The sequence below is a fragment of the Gottschalkia acidurici 9a genome (assembly GCF_000299355.1).
Classification (GTDB): Bacteria; Bacillota; Clostridia; order Tissierellales; family Gottschalkiaceae; genus Gottschalkia; species Gottschalkia acidurici.
The window spans coordinates 2,544,718-2,561,846 of record NC_018664.1 but is presented as its reverse complement, the minus strand read 5'-3'; the positions used below and the strand labels follow the sequence as shown (position 1 = coordinate 2,561,846).

The following is a 17,129-nucleotide window of genomic DNA, read 5'->3' as shown; positions in this document are numbered from 1 at the left end:
GTTATTTATGACAAAAGTAGAATTAAAAATAAAAATATCATAGTTTGTTGAAAAATGTTGTTTTTTAATATATAATTATGCGGACAGATAGAGATAGAGAAATTAAAAGGATTTAAAAAGTCTATCTATGGGTATAAAGTATTTGAAAATCGCAATATTTATATTTTAAGAATCCCAAAGATTACTTTTATCTTGGTTATATCTTTATTAAATCTTAACATTATTTTGTTAGTTATCAGTATAGTTAATACGATTAAAGAATCATTATTTATAATTGGACTTATAAGATATTTACTAGATGCAGATAAAAAATAGAAAGAATAAAGCTATAAATTATATTAATAATTGACGTACTCTGCTGTTGGATATATAATTCAAAGATTATTTGAACAGTGCATAATTATTTAGTTAAAAATTAATATACTAATAAATTATGATTATCATAATTAGGAAGGTGCGTTTTTTTGATAAAGAAGGTAAGAGTGAATCAAATAAAAATTGGCGATATAGTTGGAGAGGATATACTATGGGAGAGTAGGGAATATCCATTAGTAACTAGAAATACGATTGTAAATGAATATATTAAAAGTAGACTAAGAGACTTAAACATATCGCATATAGATATATTTGACCCTGACTATAAAGAAATTGACACAAATGATGATAGTTATAATAGAAAGTTAGAAGAGAAAAAGACTTTATTTAAGAGAAACTATAGAAAAAGTATCTTGAACGTAAGAGATATATTTAGGGATATTGCTAAAGGTGAAAGCATTAATTTTAGCAAAATTACAAATGTATCAACAGATCTATTTAAAAATGCAAAGGATGTACTTGCTACAATAGAATCTATAAATGAAATTAAGGAAATAGATGATTACACTTATAATCATTCAATAAATGTAGCCTTATATTCTATGTATTTAGCAGACTGGCTAAGGCTAGAAAAAAGGGAAATTAAATCGATTATTAAAGCCGGAATTTTACATGACATAGGAAAAGGTAAAATTGATCAAGAGATATTGAACAAGCCAGGTAAACTTACAGAAGAAGAGTTTAATGAGATGCAAAAACATACAATATACGGATATGATATATGCAAGCCGATAATATGGCTTAGTGATGAAATCAAACATGGAGCATTGATGCATCATGAGAAAATAGATGGAAGTGGATATCCATTTGGGTTGAAAGGGGATCAAATACCTATATATGCGAAGATAATAGCAATATGTGATATATATGATGCTCTTAATTCTAAAAGGGTGTATAAAGAAAAGCAAACACCATTTGATACTTTTAGTCAGATGATTAAGATAGGAAAGGGAAAACTTGATTCTAAAATATTATATATTTTTTTAACTAATATAGTGCACATTTACATAGGTTCTAAGGTGAAAATGAATACAGGAGATATAGGCGAAGTTGCATTTATACCGCCTACAAATATAACAAACCCAATTGTAAAAATAAATAATAAATATTATGATCTTTCAAAGAGTAGGAAGTACAAAATAAAAGAAATGATCTAAGAAAGTTATAAAAAAGACATGATAATCTTTAGGAATATCATGTCTTAAGCTTGTTATTTAAATGAAAATACAAATAGTAAAGGAGATAGAATATGAAAATAAAAATGAAAACTAATGGACTATTATTACTAATAATTTTAACATCTATATTCTCGATGTTTTTTTCTTTTGTTCACATTTCAAGTCTAGAGAAAAATACTGAATTGCATAAAAGCATCAATACGCCTTTGATGATTAAGTCGTTGACACTTCAAAAAGACATTATTCAGATTCAACAATGGCTTACTGATATATCAGCCACAAAAGCTAAACCGGGATTTGACGATGGATTTGATGAAGCCGAGACTTTCTATAAAGATGCAAAAAATATAATTAATGAACTAAAAGATTATGGAATAGAAGACAAATTTATAAATGAATTAAGAACTAGCTTAGATGATTACTATAAAGTTGGGATAGATATGGCTAATGCATATATAGAGAAAGGTACAGACGAAGGGAACACGTATATGGAAAGATTCGATCCTTTTTCTGAAAATATACAACAGGAAGTAGATATATTATTGGACAAAGCAAACAAAGACTTTGAAGCTGGAAATCAAGTAATTGACAAAAAGCTTTTGCAACTAAAAGTTATTAGCAATGTTTTATTTACTATACTTATAGTAATTACAATAATATCTATGATAATTATTAGATTATATGTGGTAAATAAGCTATCTAACTTAGTAAAAGTATTTAAAAATATTTCTGAAGGAGAAAGTGATCTTACATCTAGAATAAATGATAATTCTAGAGATGAAGTAGGGGATATAAGTAAGTACTTTAATATATTCACCGAACGAATACAAAATATCATACTTTTAGTAAAAAATATGACCTACGAATCAAACAATATGTCAGAAGAAGTATATGAAATTACTCAGAAGCTAAATAAATCAGTAGAACAGGTGTCAATTGCCACAAATGATGTCGCGCATGAAACTACTATGCAAAGTGAGACAGCCAGAACAATAATGAGTAGTATTAAAGAAAATAATGATCAAATAAGCATAGGAATTGAAAGCATTAAGGAGTCTGAAAAATCAGCTATGGCTTCTAATGAATTAACACAAAAAATGATTGTTACTATTAATGATGCAGTTTCTCAGCTTAAATTAATTACAGATGATATAAATATAGCAAAGGAATCTATAACAAGGCTTGATAGTACTGCTACCAATATTGGCAATATCGTAGATATAATATCAAATATATCGTCTCAAACTAACTTATTAGCTCTTAATGCGTCAATAGAATCAGCAAGGGCAGGAGAACATGGAAGAGGATTCTCAGTAGTTGCTGAAGAGATTAGAAAACTGGCAGAGGAATCTGAAAATGCTACTAATAAGATTTCAGTTCTTATAGAGCAAATGCAAAAAGAGACATCAGAAAGCGTAAATTCAATGGGTCTAAATATCGACAATATGGTGTCACAGTCAAAGACTATAGTGAGAATAAGTGAGGAAATAGAAGAAACTAGAAAGGCAAATTTATTAAGTTCACAAAAAGTAGAAGAAGTTTCTATAGTTTTTAGTGAGGTCACCAAGGGGATGAATAAATTATCTGAATTATTTGAAATGATGCTTGAATCGGTAGAAAGTACATCGGCATCATCAGAAGAGGTGGCAGCTTCGATAGAAGAACAATTATATTCGATAGAAAAAGTAACATCAAAGATAGAGGAAATGAAAAATAATGCTAACGATTTGAAGAGTAAAGTAGATGAATTTATAATAGAATAATATAAAACAATTAAAATTTAAAAAAAGATGTTGACAAATTTAAAAAATCATATATAATTAAATTATAATCATTACAAAGTGAAAATGATTACAGAAAACGGAGGGGTCATAAATGGATTATAGTTTAGAAAATATAAAAAATCATTTAGTTGAAAATAATATAAAACCCTCTTACCCAAGAATAAAGATACTTGAATATTTAGTAAAAAATAAAAATCATCCTACAGTTGATAAGATTTACACTGAACTTGTAAAAGAGATTCCGACCTTATCAAAAACTACAGTTTATAATACTTTAAATTCACTTATTGAAAAAGATGTCGCAAGAGTAATTACTATAGAAGAAGGAGAAACAAGATACGATGCAGATGTAACAACTCATGGACATTTTAAATGTACAAATTGTGGAGAAATATATGACTTTAAATTAGATGAGGATAGTGTAAACATCAAGGGTCTTGAGGATTTCAAAGTGAATGAAAAGAACTTTTATTACTTTGGATGTTGTGAAAAATGCTTAAAATATAATTAATAATTATAATAAATAATAAAAAATACACATATAAAAAGGAGAATGAGAGATTATGTCAAAATTTGTATGTAAGGTTTGTGGATATGTTCATGAAGGAAGCGAAGCACCAGTAGAATGCCCAGTATGTAAAGCAGGAAGCAATCAATTTACAGCATATGATGGAGATCAAGATTTTGCTGATGAGCACAGAATAGGTATTGCAAAAGGTGTAGATGAGGAAATATTAGAAGGATTAAGACAAAACTTTGTAGGAGAATGTACAGAAGTAGGAATGTATCTTGCAATGGCAAGACAAGCTCATAGAGAAGGTTATCCAGAAATAGGAGAAGCTTTTACAAGATATGCATTTGAAGAAGCTGAGCATGCTGCTAAATTTGCAGAATTACTAGGAGAAGTTGTTACTGAGTCAACAAAACGTAACTTAGAATTAAGAGCAGACGCTGAGCACGGAGCTTGTGCAGGTAAAAAAGAATTAGCAACACTTGCTAAAAAAGCTAATTTAGATGCTATCCACGATACAGTTCATGAAATGGCAAAAGATGAAGCTAGACATGGAGCTGGATTTAGAGGACTATTAAAAAGATATTTTAATGCTTAATATATAAATATAAAAAGGCTCTTGATGCTAGAAAATTACTAGCATCAAGAGTTTTTATATTTTAAGGTATTATAAAAACTTAAGGTAAGATTGTAGAGCAATAATTTGATTATTGAGTTAAGAATATAAGTACAAAAAACCTGGAAAATAGTTGACAAATAAATAATAAATAGTATAATGATAGTAGATAAAGTAATACTAACAAAGGAAACAATGTTTCACAAAATAAATTAAAAGCGTGTTAATTTATTTAAACGAGGCGAAAAAGACAGAGCGGCAACTCTGTCTTTTTTCTTTTTTTGTGTTAAAAAAGAGAGTCGGCAAACTCTCTTAATTGGTTCTATATGAACCACTTTACTATATTAATTATTGCGTTGATTAATTTGACTAAGCTGGAAACATATCTTATAGTTCTTCTTACTTTTAACTTGTGTACTATGCGTGTTAATCTCTTCAAACTCGGCACCCCCCTTCAAGTACAATAAAAGAGGCACCATAATTATATAATTTTATGTAACATTTGGCAATGAATAAAGGACAATGATAAAGCATAAATGTATTATATTTATAAAGTAAAGCGTATGATTTAGACAAAGTAATAAACAAGATTAATTTAATTTAACTTTATAATAACTTAAATTAAATTAAAGTGGCATAAAATATACCCTAGAGATAGATAATTTTGACTATCTCTAGGGTATATTTATTATTAATAACTAGTTAATTTTTATTCCCATCTACTACTAGATCTAACTCACCAGTTTTGGGATCCATGATAAGACCATGAACAGATACTTTAGGAGACATTAAAGGATGATTTTTTATTATTTCAACTGTATTTTTTACAGAATCATATACACATCCAAAGCCATGTAACCACTCGTTAAGATTTATCCCAGAGTATTCTAGAGTATTTATAGTGTCTTTAGATATACCTGAAGCTATCATACTATCTATCATAGCTTTAGGATCAACATTGCTCATCCCACATCCAGAATGGCCTATTACAAAGACTTCTTCTGCTTTAAGTTCATATAAAGCTATTAATATACTTCTCATAATACTGCCAAAAGGATGTGCAATAACAGCACCGGCATTTTTTATAAACTTAGCATCTCCATTTTTGATGTTTAAAGCTTTTGGCAAAAGTTCAGTTAATCTAGTATCCATACACGATAATATTACTATTTTTTTATCAGGATACTTGGTAGTTTCAAAAGCTTCATATTCTTTGTTGTCAACAAAATCCTTATTGAATTTTAATATTTCATAAAGAGCACTCATGGTTCTTACCTCCTCTATTAAAAGCATACAATAATTATAACATATTTTGAGATATACTATTGACATTTATAATAGATGATATATAATAAAGATGTAATCATTACAAACATGTAATCGAAGTTGAAAAGTAATAATTACATATTAATATAATTTACAAAAAATTATATTATTTAGGTTTATATTAGATATATGTGGTAAATAATAAATATAATAAAATAAAAAATACAGGGGAGGAATTTAATTATGTCAAGATTAGTTGGAAAACCAGCACCAGATTTTACAATGAAAACTGCATTAGGAAACGGAGAAGGATTTGGAGAAGCTAAATTATCAGACTATAAAGGAAAATGGTTAGTGTTATTTTTCTATCCACTAGATTTTACTTTTGTGTGTCCAACAGAAATCACAGCATATAGTGAAAGAAAAAAAGATTTTGAAGCTGATAATGCAGAAATATTAGGAGTAAGTATAGATAGTGAACATTCACACAAAGCTTGGATAAGTGGAGATCTAGGAAAATTAAACTTCCCACTAGCTTCAGACTTAACTAAAAAGGTAGCAACAGACTATGGAGTTCTTATAGAAGATGAAGGAATAGCATTAAGAGGACTATTTATTATAGACCCGGAAGGACAAGTGAAATACTCAGTAGTACATGACCTAAACGTAGGTAGAAATGTAGACGAAACGCTACGTGTTCTAAAAGCACTTAAAACAGGCGGCCTTTGCCCAATAAACTGGAATGAAGGAGACAAACTACTATAGAATTACAAAAAAGACACCTAGAAATTAAATTCTAGGTGTCTTTTGTAGTTTAAAATAAAATTATATTGAAAATCATAAAATTCTGATTTATTATATAGATAAAAGGAAGACGAAAGTATTGATAAATAAGAGGAAATAGGTATGAAGATATAGAAGAGGATATAGTAGAATAGAGAGTTTATAGATAGAGGAAATAGTCTATGCTGAAAAATTAGGAGGAGATATACGTGATAAGAAGCTCAAAAAGGAGACAAGCTAGTGAATTAAAGAAAATGTTAGATAAAATGAGTTTATCGGAAGTACAGGAATTTATAACTCAAATATATGTGGATGGGGTTAATAATACAATAGCACTACATAAAGAAGCACTGAATGAAATATACGGGTTTGGTGAAGGTAGATATAATAGAATATATGAATATATTAGTTTAAAACTAGTTAAAAATAAGGAAAAAGAAAAGACAAACTGTGTACCAGTGCATGAAGATGAGAACAATGCCATATAAATATATTTTAGAAGAAACGCCTAAGTGATTTTACTTAGGTATTTTTTTGCTTATATATATGTTAAAATAGGTAGTAAGTATTAATAATTACAGATCATAGTAGGGGAAATTTATTAAAACTTACTTAATATTGAATAAGACTAAATGTTGAAAGGGGATAATCATAATGGATGTAAAACTTATAAATCCTTTCTTAGAATCTTTTAATACTATAATGCCTCAATTGGGTTTTCAAACTGAAAAAGGAGAAATTTTACTAAAAGATAAAATAAATGGGGCAGGAATAGCAATAACAGTTGGGATTACTGGAGATATAAAAGGAAACGTTATATACATAATGGAAGAGGAAGGAGCTAAAAAAGTAGCTTCTCAGATGATGATGGGAATGCCTGTAGATGAACTAAATGATATGGCTCAAAGTGCTATTTCTGAGCTATCAAATATGTTAACTGCAAATGCAAGTATGAACTACTCAAATCAAGGACTTACAACAGATATATCAACACCTGTATTAGTTATGGGAAAAGATATAAATATTAAGGTAAATACTAAAGAGATTATATGTATTAACATGATAGCTAATGATATAACAATTGCAATTAACATATCAATAGAATAATAATATAAAAATACTAAGGTAAGAAATTACCTTAGTATTTTTATATTATTGCATACCTAACTATTAAACCATCCAGCTTCTTCTATACATTTTGAAACTATTTTATTTCCAGGCCCGTCACCTCTAACTACACTAACAGCAACAGAATCCCCGACAGCTTTTGAAATGTCTCCTACATTTTCATTTGAAAAGCCAGCACAAAGAATTATACAGTTAACATTCTCTTCTTCAACTAGTTTCAGACATTCATTTAAAGCTTGATCGTAGTCTTTGACTAAAACTCCAATAAATTTATAAGTATCAGTAGAAAGTAAAGTTTTATGAGTACTAGCATCTGCATCGGGTACATGTATAACATAAGCTTCTGTAAACATAGTATATCACCTCATAACAACTATATCATAACTTAAATAACACATCTAGCATAATTCAATTAATCAACTTAAGTTCATTAGAACATAACGTATTTCACATTTTAGAAAAATAAAAAATAGGGTATAATAGACTAGGGTCTAACTATGAGTATATTATTAAGTTAGGAAGGAGTTAAAATATATGCTTAAAGAGTTCAAGGAATTTGCTTTGAGAGGAAGTATAGTAGACTTAGCTATAGGGGTAATAATAGGAGGAGCTTTTGGTAAAATAGTTACTTCTCTAGTTAACGATGTAATAATGCCTATAATAGGACTATTACTTGGAAAGGTAGACTTTTCAAATTTATTTATTGCCTTTGGTGATAAAAGTTATAGTACCTTAGAAGAAGCAAAAAAAGCTGGAGCTGCTACATTAAATTATGGTACTTTTATAAATAATGTAGTTGATTTTATAATTATATCTTTTTGTATATTTATAATGGTTAAACAACTAAGTCGTTTTTCTAAGAAAAAAGATGAGGTAGAGGATGCTACTACAAAGAAGTGCCCTTATTGTATTACGGATATAGCTAAAGAGGCCACTAAGTGTCCAAACTGTACATCTAACTTAGAACAAACATCGAATATGGAGGTATAAATTAAAGAAATGATAGAGATTGGACAAAAACAAAAATTAAGTGTTATAAAAAAGACTGATATAGGAGTATATTTAAATTCAAGAAATAATAGAGATGAGAAAGGAGTCTTATTACCAAGGAAGCAGGTGCCACAAGGAACTGAGTTAGGTGACACTATAGAAGTTTTCGTGTATAAAGATTCAGAAGATAGACTTATAGCTACAACTGATAATCCAATGATTACAATTGACGAAACAGCATATTTAGAAGTAGTACAAGAAACTAAAATAGGTGCCTTTTTAGATTGGGGATTACCAAAGGATTTATTTTTACCATTTAAAGAGCAAAATACTAAAATAAAAAAAGGTAAAAAATACTTAGTAGGATTATACTTAGATAAAAGTGAAAGACTTTGTGCGACAATGAAAGTAAATAGTTTTCTTGAAGAAACTTCACCATATAAAGAAAATGATAGAGTGAAGGGAACAATATATAGTATAAACGAAGATATAGGTGCATTTGTAGCAGTTGATAATAAATATGATGCATTAATACCTATGAAAGAGCTGAGTAAAAGTTTAAATATAGGAGATCAAGTAGAAGCTAGAGTAACTAAGGTGAAGGAAGACGGTAAGTTAGACTTAAGCATAAGAGAAAAGGCTTATAAGCAAATGGACTCTGATGCAAAAATTATTTTAGATAAGCTAGATGAAGAAGATGGAATACTGTTTTTAAACGATAGTAGTTCACCAGAAGAAATAAAAGATCAATTAAATATTAGTAAAAATGCTTTTAAAAGAGCCGTAGGCAGACTATTAAAAGAGAAAAAGATTGAATTTGTTGATAATGGTATAAGAAAAATTTAAACTATAATTTTAACTTATGAAGGTATATGGGGAGAAATATTGTAATGAGAAATAAAAAAATAAAGGGCATAATAACAGCTACTTTAATAACATTATTATTAGGTATATACATTATAGATACGTATAAAAAGCAGAAAGAAGAAAAAGAATATTTGGAATATAAGAAACAAATAGAAAGTTTAAAAATTGAAAATGTAGATATAGATAATGTTAAAGATGGGGAATATATAGGTGAAAGTAAGGTAGTATGGCTGTCAGCAAAAGTAAAAATTATAGTTAAGGATCATCAAATCCAGGATATAGAGATACTAGAACATATAGAACAGAAAGGTAAAGATGCGGAAAAAGTAGTAGCAAGAATTCTAGAAAAACAATCTCTAGACGTCGACACAGTTACAGGAGCTACTTATAGCAGTAAAATTATATTAAAAGCTACTGAAGATGCTCTAAAAAAAGGGCTGTAAATTTTTATGAATTACGTATATATAGTAGAGTGTAAAGATGGAACTCTTTATACAGGGTGGACGACGGATTTAAAAAGAAGAATAAGTGAACACAATAGTGGAAAAGGAGCAAAATACACTAGAGCTAGAGGTCCTGTTAAATTAAAATATTTTGAAAAATTTGATACAAAACAAGAAGCTATGAAAAGGGAATATCAAATAAAAAACTAACAAGAAAAAGCAAAATAAAACTTGTAGAAGAAGGTAGTGGAGATTTTATGACAGTAATAGATAAGCAAAATATAGAAGGTATGAATTTTGAAAACTCTAGAAAGTTATTAGACGGAATACTCACAGAAACAAGATTAATAAAAAGTCTAGTATTCAGCAAAGAGTTTGAAAATGATGTATATATTAAGCCTGAAAATTTACAAACAACAGGGTCATTTAAGATTCGCGGAGCATTTAATAAAATATCCAAGTTGACTGAGGAAGATAAAAGTAAAGGGCTTATAGCTTCTTCGGCTGGAAATCATGCTCAAGGAGTTGCATATGCAGCACAAAAATTAGGGGTTGAAGCAACTATAGTTATGCCTACAACTACACCCCTGATTAAAGTTGAAGCAACTAAAAGCTATGGTGCTAAAGTGATTTTACATGGTGATTGCTATGATGAAGCATATAAGGAAGCACTTAGACTCAAGAAAGAGAATGGATATATATTTATACATCCATTTAATGATTTAGACGTTATAGAAGGACAAGGAACAATAGCAACAGAGATACTAGAGGAATTAAAGGATGTGGACTGTATATTAGTTCCGATAGGAGGAGGAGGACTTGCTGCCGGTATAGCTATATCTGCAAAGAAAATTAATCCAAACATAAAGGTTATAGGAGTAGAGCCAGAAGGCGCAAAGTCTATGAAGGCTTCTATAGAAAAGGGAGAATTAATTTGTCTTGATAAAGTATGCACTATAGCAGATGGAGTAGCAGTAAAAGAGCCTGGGGACATCACCTTTTCTATAATAAAAGAATATATAGATGAAATAGTTGAGGTCTCTGACTTTGATATAATGGAAGCATTTCTTATTCTTCTAGATAAACATAAATTAATAGGTGAGAATGCAGGAGTATCATCTCTTGCTGGACTTAAGAAAATAAAAGAGAAAAATAAAAAAATAGTATGCATAGTTAGTGGTGGCAATATAGATGTGTTAACTATGGCAAGTATGATAGATAGAGGGTTAGTTTCTCGTGGACGCATTTTTTCATTCACAGTAGATCTACCGGATAAGCCAGGTGAACTTTTAAAAGTCGCAGAGGTATTAGCGAGAACAGGTGCAAATGTAATAAAGTTAGATCATAACCAACTTAAAAGTATGGACAGATTTATGGAAGTACAACTTGAGGTAACAGTTGAAACTAATGGACATAAACATATAGAACAAATAATTTCAGAATTAAAAAGTTCAGGATATGATGTAATAGTTTTATAAGAGCTTAAAAATTAAGATAGAATTATATATCAAAATCTTATTTTTTAAAGGGTAAACCTAAAAAATAGGATTTTGATAATATTAAGATCAATATTTAAGTGGATACATGAAATATGTATGCATAGATATAAAGTACATAAGAAAGATACGGAAATAAATAAATCATGTAATAAATTACCAAATATACAAATATAATTATAATAACAATCCTTTAGTCAATAAAAAGTCTAAGGTGGTGATTTTATGGAAAAAATAAATGTTTAAAAGTGCTATCATTATTTATAATTATAATAATTATGATGACTAGTCTTAGTGTGGATAGCAAAAGTGAACAAAAGTCAGTATTAATAATAAATTCACACAATGAGAACTATTCTTGGACAGAAAGAGTACTAAATGGGATTCTAGAAAAATTAAATTCATCTAAGTTGGATGTAGACATATCCGTAGAAAGTTTAGAACAACATGGATTAAGTGATAAAGATGATATTGATAATATGTATAAACTTATTATGAACAGATACTCTGACAAAAAAACAGATTTAGTTATAACAACTGATCTTATGGCAACTGAATTTGCTATAAAATATCGAGAAAACCTTTTCAGGGATACTCCTATAGTTTTCTCCGGCATATCTAAAGAAAAAGCTAGAGAAATTACAAAAGGAGTACAAAATATTGCTGGTTGTATAGAGAAATTAAATATAGAAGAGACACTAACAACTGCATTTAAGGCAACTCCAAATGCAAAAGAATTATATGTTATACACGATAAAACAAATAGGGGAATAAGCATATTTAAGTATATTAAAAGTACATCATTAAGAATTAACAAAGATATAGATGTAAAATCATTTAGTGAAATGGGAGAAATTAAACTTAATACAAGCTTACCAAAGATACCTAAAGATAGCTTACTTATAGGGACAGTATATTTAAAAGATGATGATGGAAGAGAAACATCTATACCAGAGATATCAAGTAGAATAAGTAACGAAATAAAGTTACCAATGTATCATTTACACGAAATGGCAATAGGACATGGAATAGTAGGTGGGAGTTTATCAAGTGGTAATTTACATGGTAAAAATACAGGTGAACTAGCATTAAGAATTCTTAATGGTGAAAAGATATCAGATGTAGGTATCGTAGAAAAAGATAATTCTATAAACATGTATGATTATAATATTTTAAAGAAGTATAATATTGATAAGAGGTTTTTACCTAAAAATAGCCTTATAATAAATAAACCTTCTTCATTTTATGAAGATCATAAAAATATAGTTTTAGGATTCATTACTGCCATTATTATATTATCATGTACTATAATTTTTTTAGGTCTTAATATAAAGAAGAGAAAAAAGGTAGAAGTCGATTTGAAGTTAGCTAATGATGAATTATTTGCAGTCTATGAGGAACTTGCATCATCAGATGAAGAGCTTAAATTACAGTATCATGAGTTAAAGAAAAGTCGTGAAACAATAGAGAAAAATGAAGAAAGATATAGACTAGTTTCTGAAGCTAGTAATGATGGATTTTGGGATATGGATACAGTTACAAAAAATATATTTACGAATGTAAGACTTAAAGAAGTACTAGGACTAGATGAATCAGAAGTAAGAAACTATATAGATAGGCTAGACAAATATGTACATCCAGATGATTTTAACATAATAGAAAATATATTTAAAGAAATAAAACAAGGAGTTAGAGATAGCTATCACGTTGAATACAGGACATTAGATAAATATGGTACATATAGATGGATACTTGCAAAAGGCAAGTCACTAAGGGATAAAGATGGAAATATGTGTAGGATTTCTGGATTTCATATAGATATTGAAGATAGAAAACTACAAGAAGAGCAGATAAAAGTTTTAGCATATTATGATAGTATAACGGGTTTACCTAATAGAGCAATGTTCTATAAAAAAATGGATAACATATTAAAACAAGAAGATAGTTGCGGGTCTGTTATATATATGGATATAGATAATTTTAAAATTATAAATGATACATTTGGACACGAATTTGGAGATTTGCTTTTAAAAAAATTAGCCGATAGACTTAAGCCTATTGAAAGTAAAGAGAGTCATGTTTTTAGACTAAGTGGAGACGAGTATATAATAGTTTTTGAAAAATATAATGAAGACAATATTGAACAAAAAATAATTCAAACTCAGGAATATATCTCAGAACCATTTTCGATAGATGATAATGAGATACAGATTTCAGTGAGTATGGGTGTTGTGTTCTATCCCAAGGATGGTAGAAGCGTAGAGGAAGTATTAAAAAAAGCTGACTTAGCTATGTATAAAGCTAAGGAATTCGGAAAAAACTGCTATAAAACTTATGAAAAAAATATGGAAGAAGAAATAGAGAATAGATTATTATTAGAGAACCATCTTAGAAATGCTTTAGATAGAGATGAGTTTGTGCTTAACTATCAGCCCCAGATAGATACAGTAAGTAAGAAAGTGGTTGGATTTGAAGCTCTTATAAGGTGGGTTAGTCCAGAGTATGGAACTATATCACCTATCAAGTTTATTTCAATAGCTGAAGAAACTGGTTTAATAAATCAAATGGGAGAATGGATACTAAGAGAAGCATGTAAGTTTGCAATGAATATAGAAAGTATATATGATGAACAGATAGTTGTATCAGTTAACATTTCGTCTATACAACTTAGCCAAGATAACTTTATCGAAATTATAAAAAGAGTAATTGATGATACAGGAATGAATCCTAAATTTTTAGGTATTGAAATTACTGAAACTTCTTTAATGGAATTATTCGAAGAGAATTCTGAAAAATTAGAAATATTAAGAAATATGGGGATTACAGTATATTTAGATGACTTTGGGACTGGATATTCATCGCTAAATTATTTATTAAGACTTCCTATAAGTACTATAAAAATAGATAGAACATTTGTTATGGATATGATGAATGCTAAAAAAGGTGTAAAAATCACTGAATCTATAATTAATTTAGCACATAACATGGGACTAAATGTGACTGCTGAAGGAGTAGAAAATGAAGAACAATTATCTATATTAAGAGATCTTAGTTGTGACGTTATACAAGGATATATATTTGGAAAGCCGCTATCTGAATCAGATGCGATTCAATATTTGGAAGATAGAATTAAAGATTAATAAATAAAAGGATTGTTCAAATTATGAACAATCCTTTTATTTAGATAAGCTTTGTAGTCCAAGTTTCACAATTCCAAACGTCCGTTACGACATCTCTATAAAACTCAGGTTCATGGCATATAAGTAATATACTACCCTTATATTCTTTTAATGCACGTTTAAGTTCTTCTTTTGCATCTACATCTAAGTGGTTAGTAGGCTCGTCTAAAACTAAAATATTAGTATCTCTATTAATAAGCTTACAAAGTCTTACTTTAGCTTGTTCTCCACCGCTTAGAACATAAACCTTACTTTCAATATGCTCTGTAGTAAGACCACATTTCGCTAATGCAGCTCTGACTTCATATTGACTTAATGAAGGAAAAACATTCCATATTTCTTCGATACAAGTATTATAGTTAGAGTCTTTTATTTCTTGTTCAAAATAGCCTAATTCTTGATAATCTCCAAGAGTTATAGAACCAGATAGAGGTTTTATATCTCCTATAATGCTTTTTAAAAGAGTAGTTTTACCAATACCATTAGCACCTACAAGAGCCAATTTTTGTCCACGTTCCATACGTAAATTCAAAGGCTTAGAAAGTGGAGTATCATACCCTATAACTAAATCTTTTGTTTCAAAGATAAGCTTTCCAGACGCCTTTCCTTCTCTAAAATTAAAAGTTGGTTTTGGTTTTTCTCTAGCAAGCTCTATTACATCCATCTTATCGAGTTTTTTCTGCCTTGACATAGCCATATTTCTTGTAGAAACACGTGCCTTATTTCTAGCAACAAAGTCTTTAAGTTCAGATATTTCTTGCTGTTGTTTTTTATATGCAGCTTCTTGTTGCTGCTTTTTCACCTCATATATTTTTAGGAAGTCATCATAGTTTCCTACATATCGACTAAGCTCTTGATTCTCTACATGATAAACTAGATTTATAACACTATTTAAAAATGAAATGTCATGTGAAATAAGAATAAAAGCATTTTCATAATTTAAAAGATAGTGCTTAAGCCATTCTATATGTTTTTCATCTAAATAGTTAGTTGGCTCGTCTAAAAGAAGTATATCTGGCTTTTCAAGTAATAGCTTAGCTAATAAAACTTTAGTTCTTTGACCTCCACTTAAGTCTTGTACATCTTTATCTAAACCTATATCATCTAATCCTAAGCCACGAGCTATCTCTTCAACTTTAGAATCGATTATATAGAAATCGTTATTAGATAAAATATCTTGTATTGTTCCTAAATCTTCAAGCATTTTCTCTAATTCTTCAGGAGAAGCATCAGCCATATTATCACATATTTGATTCATTTCAGTTTCAAGGTCAAAAAGATATTTAAAGGCATCTCTAAGAATATCTCTAATATTTAGACCTTGGTGAAGTACGGTGTGTTGATCTAGATATCCAACCCTAACACGCTTTGACCACTCTATTTCGCCTTCATCGGGTTCTAACTTTCTAGTTATTATATTCATAAAAGTTGACTTTCCTTCTCCATTAGCTCCAATAAGTCCAACATGTTCGCCTTTTAGAAGTCTAAAAGAGACATTATTAAAAATTGCACGACTTCCAAAACCATGGTTTAGGTTTTTAACAGTTAAAATACTCATTTTATCGTCCTCATTTCTACATATATTACATGAAAATTATATATGAGATAAGAGAAGTTTCAAAGTAAAAGTTAAAAAATAAAGAATATTTTTTTACTTGTATTTTATTAAATAACAATTTAATAAAATACAAGTAAAAGTATTTGGATGACCTTCGGTCTCTAGTATAGGATTTTTCATTTCATATGAAGGAACAAGCAGAGTAAATGTATTTCCTTAACTTTTACTAAGATGGTAATTAATTATAAAATATACTTACGAGAAATATATAAGTAATTTTTCAAGTCTGACTTTTCATATGAGTAGTATATTATATTATTCTCTTTTACTTTTCTCTACTAGTATGTTGGGAATGTTAAATGTTAAAAAATGCACATGAACAATGTATGGCATAGCCGAAAGAAGTAAGAACTGGAAATATACCGGTGAAAGCAAAGTAAACACCCAGTATACCTAAGTAGAGAATAATAATAATAGAGTAATAAATTTTTGAGTCTAATCTAGATAAAAAATATTTTCTGTAATTATATTTTTTATCTAGATACATCAATAAAAATAGAGTAATAACAGTTGGAATTAATCCCAATAGTATCATCCTCCTTTAAAAACTACTAACAATATATGTTATAACTCTATAATGAAAACAGTAGCCTAAACTATAAAAGGAAATCGTATACTTGTTTACAAACTAGTATATTGTTTAATATAATTCTATATTAAATTTGTAGTAATAACTGAGTCCTTTTAATCAATCCATTTCTTGTATATGTATCCTAAGTCCTACTATATTATGGTATAATTAAATTGTAAATGTAACTATCGTGTACTAGTTTATATGCTTTATTTGTTAGGATTCATATATGTATAATAGAATTATTATTTAATGTATCTATTGACTTGGTAAAATTGTATTGATAAAATCAACTTATAAAGAATAAGTTTGGATATATGAATC

16 protein-coding genes are annotated in these 17,129 nt (G+C 28.7%); 13 read left to right on the top strand and 3 right to left on the bottom strand.

The features are described from left to right. The first annotated feature begins 482 nt into the window (after window positions 1-482). The 4 genes from CURI_RS12180 to CURI_RS12165 all read left to right on the top strand — a co-directional run bounded on the left by CURI_RS12180 (window position 483) and on the right by CURI_RS12165 (window position 4,446). Window positions 483-1,532, top strand: coding sequence for an HD-GYP domain-containing protein (locus tag CURI_RS12180; protein WP_228370426.1), 1,050 nt, complete (start codon window positions 483-485; stop codon window positions 1,530-1,532). Window positions 1,533-1,624: 92 nt separating this feature from the next. Next, window positions 1,625-3,316 (top strand): methyl-accepting chemotaxis protein, encoded by a 1,692-nt coding sequence (locus CURI_RS12175; RefSeq protein WP_014968564.1) that lies wholly within the window; start codon window positions 1,625-1,627, stop codon window positions 3,314-3,316. Between the two features lie 112 nt (window positions 3,317-3,428). Next, window positions 3,429-3,848: a Fur family transcriptional regulator gene (locus CURI_RS12170; protein ID WP_014968563.1), complete on the top strand. Its 420-nt coding sequence runs from the start codon at window positions 3,429-3,431 to the stop codon at window positions 3,846-3,848. Window positions 3,849-3,900: 52 nt separating this feature from the next. Continuing rightward, complete coding sequence (locus tag CURI_RS12165) at window positions 3,901-4,446, top strand: ferritin family protein (protein ID WP_014968562.1); 546 nt, start codon at window positions 3,901-3,903, stop codon at window positions 4,444-4,446. Window positions 4,447-5,166: 720 nt separating this feature from the next. Here CURI_RS12165 and CURI_RS12160 read toward each other — a convergent pair. Then, window positions 5,167-5,730 (bottom strand): beta-class carbonic anhydrase, encoded by a 564-nt coding sequence (locus tag CURI_RS12160; RefSeq protein ID WP_041701817.1) that lies wholly within the window; start codon window positions 5,728-5,730, stop codon window positions 5,167-5,169. 243 nt (window positions 5,731-5,973) lie between these two features. Here CURI_RS12160 and CURI_RS12155 point away from each other — a divergent pair, with 243 nt between their 5' ends. The 3 genes from CURI_RS12155 (at window position 5,974) to CURI_RS12145 (ending at window position 7,620) form a co-directional block, all read left to right on the top strand. Then, window positions 5,974-6,495 (top strand): peroxiredoxin, encoded by a 522-nt coding sequence (locus tag CURI_RS12155; protein ID WP_014968560.1) that lies wholly within the window; start codon window positions 5,974-5,976, stop codon window positions 6,493-6,495. Window positions 6,496-6,722: 227 nt separating this feature from the next. Further along, window positions 6,723-7,001 carry a hypothetical protein gene (locus CURI_RS12150; RefSeq protein ID WP_014968559.1) on the top strand — a complete coding sequence of 93 codons (279 nt, stop codon included), beginning with the start codon at window positions 6,723-6,725 and terminating at the stop codon, window positions 6,999-7,001. 166 nt (window positions 7,002-7,167) lie between these two features. Next, window positions 7,168-7,620 carry a chemotaxis protein CheX gene (locus CURI_RS12145; RefSeq protein WP_014968558.1) on the top strand — a complete coding sequence of 151 codons (453 nt, stop codon included), beginning with the start codon at window positions 7,168-7,170 and terminating at the stop codon, window positions 7,618-7,620. A gap of 56 nt (window positions 7,621-7,676) precedes the next feature. Here the strand turns inward: CURI_RS12145 and CURI_RS12140 are convergent, their stop codons facing one another. Then, on the bottom strand, window positions 7,677-7,994 hold the full coding sequence (locus CURI_RS12140; RefSeq protein ID WP_014968557.1) for a DUF6506 family protein: 318 nt from the start codon (window positions 7,992-7,994) through the stop codon (window positions 7,677-7,679). 181 nt (window positions 7,995-8,175) lie between these two features. On the opposite strand from CURI_RS12140, the gene mscL reads away from it, so the two are divergent. The 6 genes from mscL to CURI_RS12110 all read left to right on the top strand — a co-directional run bounded on the left by mscL (window position 8,176) and on the right by CURI_RS12110 (window position 14,577). After that, on the top strand, window positions 8,176-8,631 hold the full coding sequence (gene mscL, locus CURI_RS12135; protein ID WP_014968556.1) for a large conductance mechanosensitive channel protein MscL: 456 nt from the start codon (window positions 8,176-8,178) through the stop codon (window positions 8,629-8,631). 9 nt (window positions 8,632-8,640) lie between these two features. Continuing rightward, entirely contained in the window at window positions 8,641-9,477 is an 837-nt protein-coding gene (locus CURI_RS12130) for a CvfB family protein (protein WP_014968555.1), read from the top strand. Window positions 9,478-9,521: 44 nt separating this feature from the next. Continuing rightward, on the top strand, window positions 9,522-9,941 hold the full coding sequence (locus tag CURI_RS12125) for an FMN-binding protein (RefSeq protein ID WP_014968554.1): 420 nt from the start codon (window positions 9,522-9,524) through the stop codon (window positions 9,939-9,941). A 6-nt stretch (window positions 9,942-9,947) separates the two neighbouring features. Next, the gene (locus tag CURI_RS12120; RefSeq protein ID WP_014968553.1) at window positions 9,948-10,151 is read left to right on the top strand and encodes a GIY-YIG nuclease family protein; all 204 of its coding nucleotides are present in this window, start codon (window positions 9,948-9,950) and stop codon (window positions 10,149-10,151) included. A gap of 47 nt (window positions 10,152-10,198) precedes the next feature. Beyond that, window positions 10,199-11,419 (top strand): threonine ammonia-lyase, encoded by a 1,221-nt coding sequence (ilvA, locus tag CURI_RS12115; RefSeq protein ID WP_014968552.1) that lies wholly within the window; start codon window positions 10,199-10,201, stop codon window positions 11,417-11,419. Between the two features lie 314 nt (window positions 11,420-11,733). Beyond that, complete coding sequence (locus CURI_RS12110) at window positions 11,734-14,577, top strand: GGDEF and EAL domain-containing protein (protein WP_187287400.1); 2,844 nt, start codon at window positions 11,734-11,736, stop codon at window positions 14,575-14,577. A 40-nt stretch (window positions 14,578-14,617) separates the two neighbouring features. Here the strand turns inward: CURI_RS12110 and CURI_RS12105 are convergent, their stop codons facing one another. Continuing rightward, a complete protein-coding gene (locus tag CURI_RS12105; RefSeq protein ID WP_014968550.1) occupies window positions 14,618-16,174 on the bottom strand; it encodes an ABC-F family ATP-binding cassette domain-containing protein in 1,557 nt (518 codons plus the stop codon). Window positions 16,175-17,129: the final 955 nt, after the last annotated feature.

What these genes read in the sequence shown, in the direction of transcription:
- CURI_RS12165 (WP_014968562.1), top strand. Translation starts at nt 3,901, where the DNA reads ATGTCAAAATTTGTATGTAAGGTTTGTGGATATGTTCATGAAGGAAGC.
- CURI_RS12170 (WP_014968563.1), top strand. Translation starts at nt 3,429, where the DNA reads ATGGATTATAGTTTAGAAAATATAAAAAATCATTTAGTTGAAAATAAT.
- CURI_RS12105 (WP_014968550.1), bottom strand. Translation starts at nt 16,174, where the DNA reads ATGAGTATTTTAACTGTTAAAAACCTAAACCATGGTTTTGGAAGTCGT.
- CURI_RS12130 (WP_014968555.1), top strand. Translation starts at nt 8,641, where the DNA reads ATGATAGAGATTGGACAAAAACAAAAATTAAGTGTTATAAAAAAGACT.
- CURI_RS12160 (WP_041701817.1), bottom strand. Translation starts at nt 5,730, where the DNA reads ATGAGTGCTCTTTATGAAATATTAAAATTCAATAAGGATTTTGTTGAC.
- CURI_RS12145 (WP_014968558.1), top strand. Translation starts at nt 7,168, where the DNA reads ATGGATGTAAAACTTATAAATCCTTTCTTAGAATCTTTTAATACTATA.
- CURI_RS12140 (WP_014968557.1), bottom strand. Translation starts at nt 7,994, where the DNA reads ATGTTTACAGAAGCTTATGTTATACATGTACCCGATGCAGATGCTAGT.
- ilvA (WP_014968552.1), top strand. Translation starts at nt 10,199, where the DNA reads ATGACAGTAATAGATAAGCAAAATATAGAAGGTATGAATTTTGAAAAC.
- CURI_RS12125 (WP_014968554.1), top strand. Translation starts at nt 9,522, where the DNA reads ATGAGAAATAAAAAAATAAAGGGCATAATAACAGCTACTTTAATAACA.
- mscL (WP_014968556.1), top strand. Translation starts at nt 8,176, where the DNA reads ATGCTTAAAGAGTTCAAGGAATTTGCTTTGAGAGGAAGTATAGTAGAC.
- CURI_RS12175 (WP_014968564.1), top strand. Translation starts at nt 1,625, where the DNA reads ATGAAAATAAAAATGAAAACTAATGGACTATTATTACTAATAATTTTA.
- CURI_RS12120 (WP_014968553.1), top strand. Translation starts at nt 9,948, where the DNA reads ATGAATTACGTATATATAGTAGAGTGTAAAGATGGAACTCTTTATACA.
- CURI_RS12155 (WP_014968560.1), top strand. Translation starts at nt 5,974, where the DNA reads ATGTCAAGATTAGTTGGAAAACCAGCACCAGATTTTACAATGAAAACT.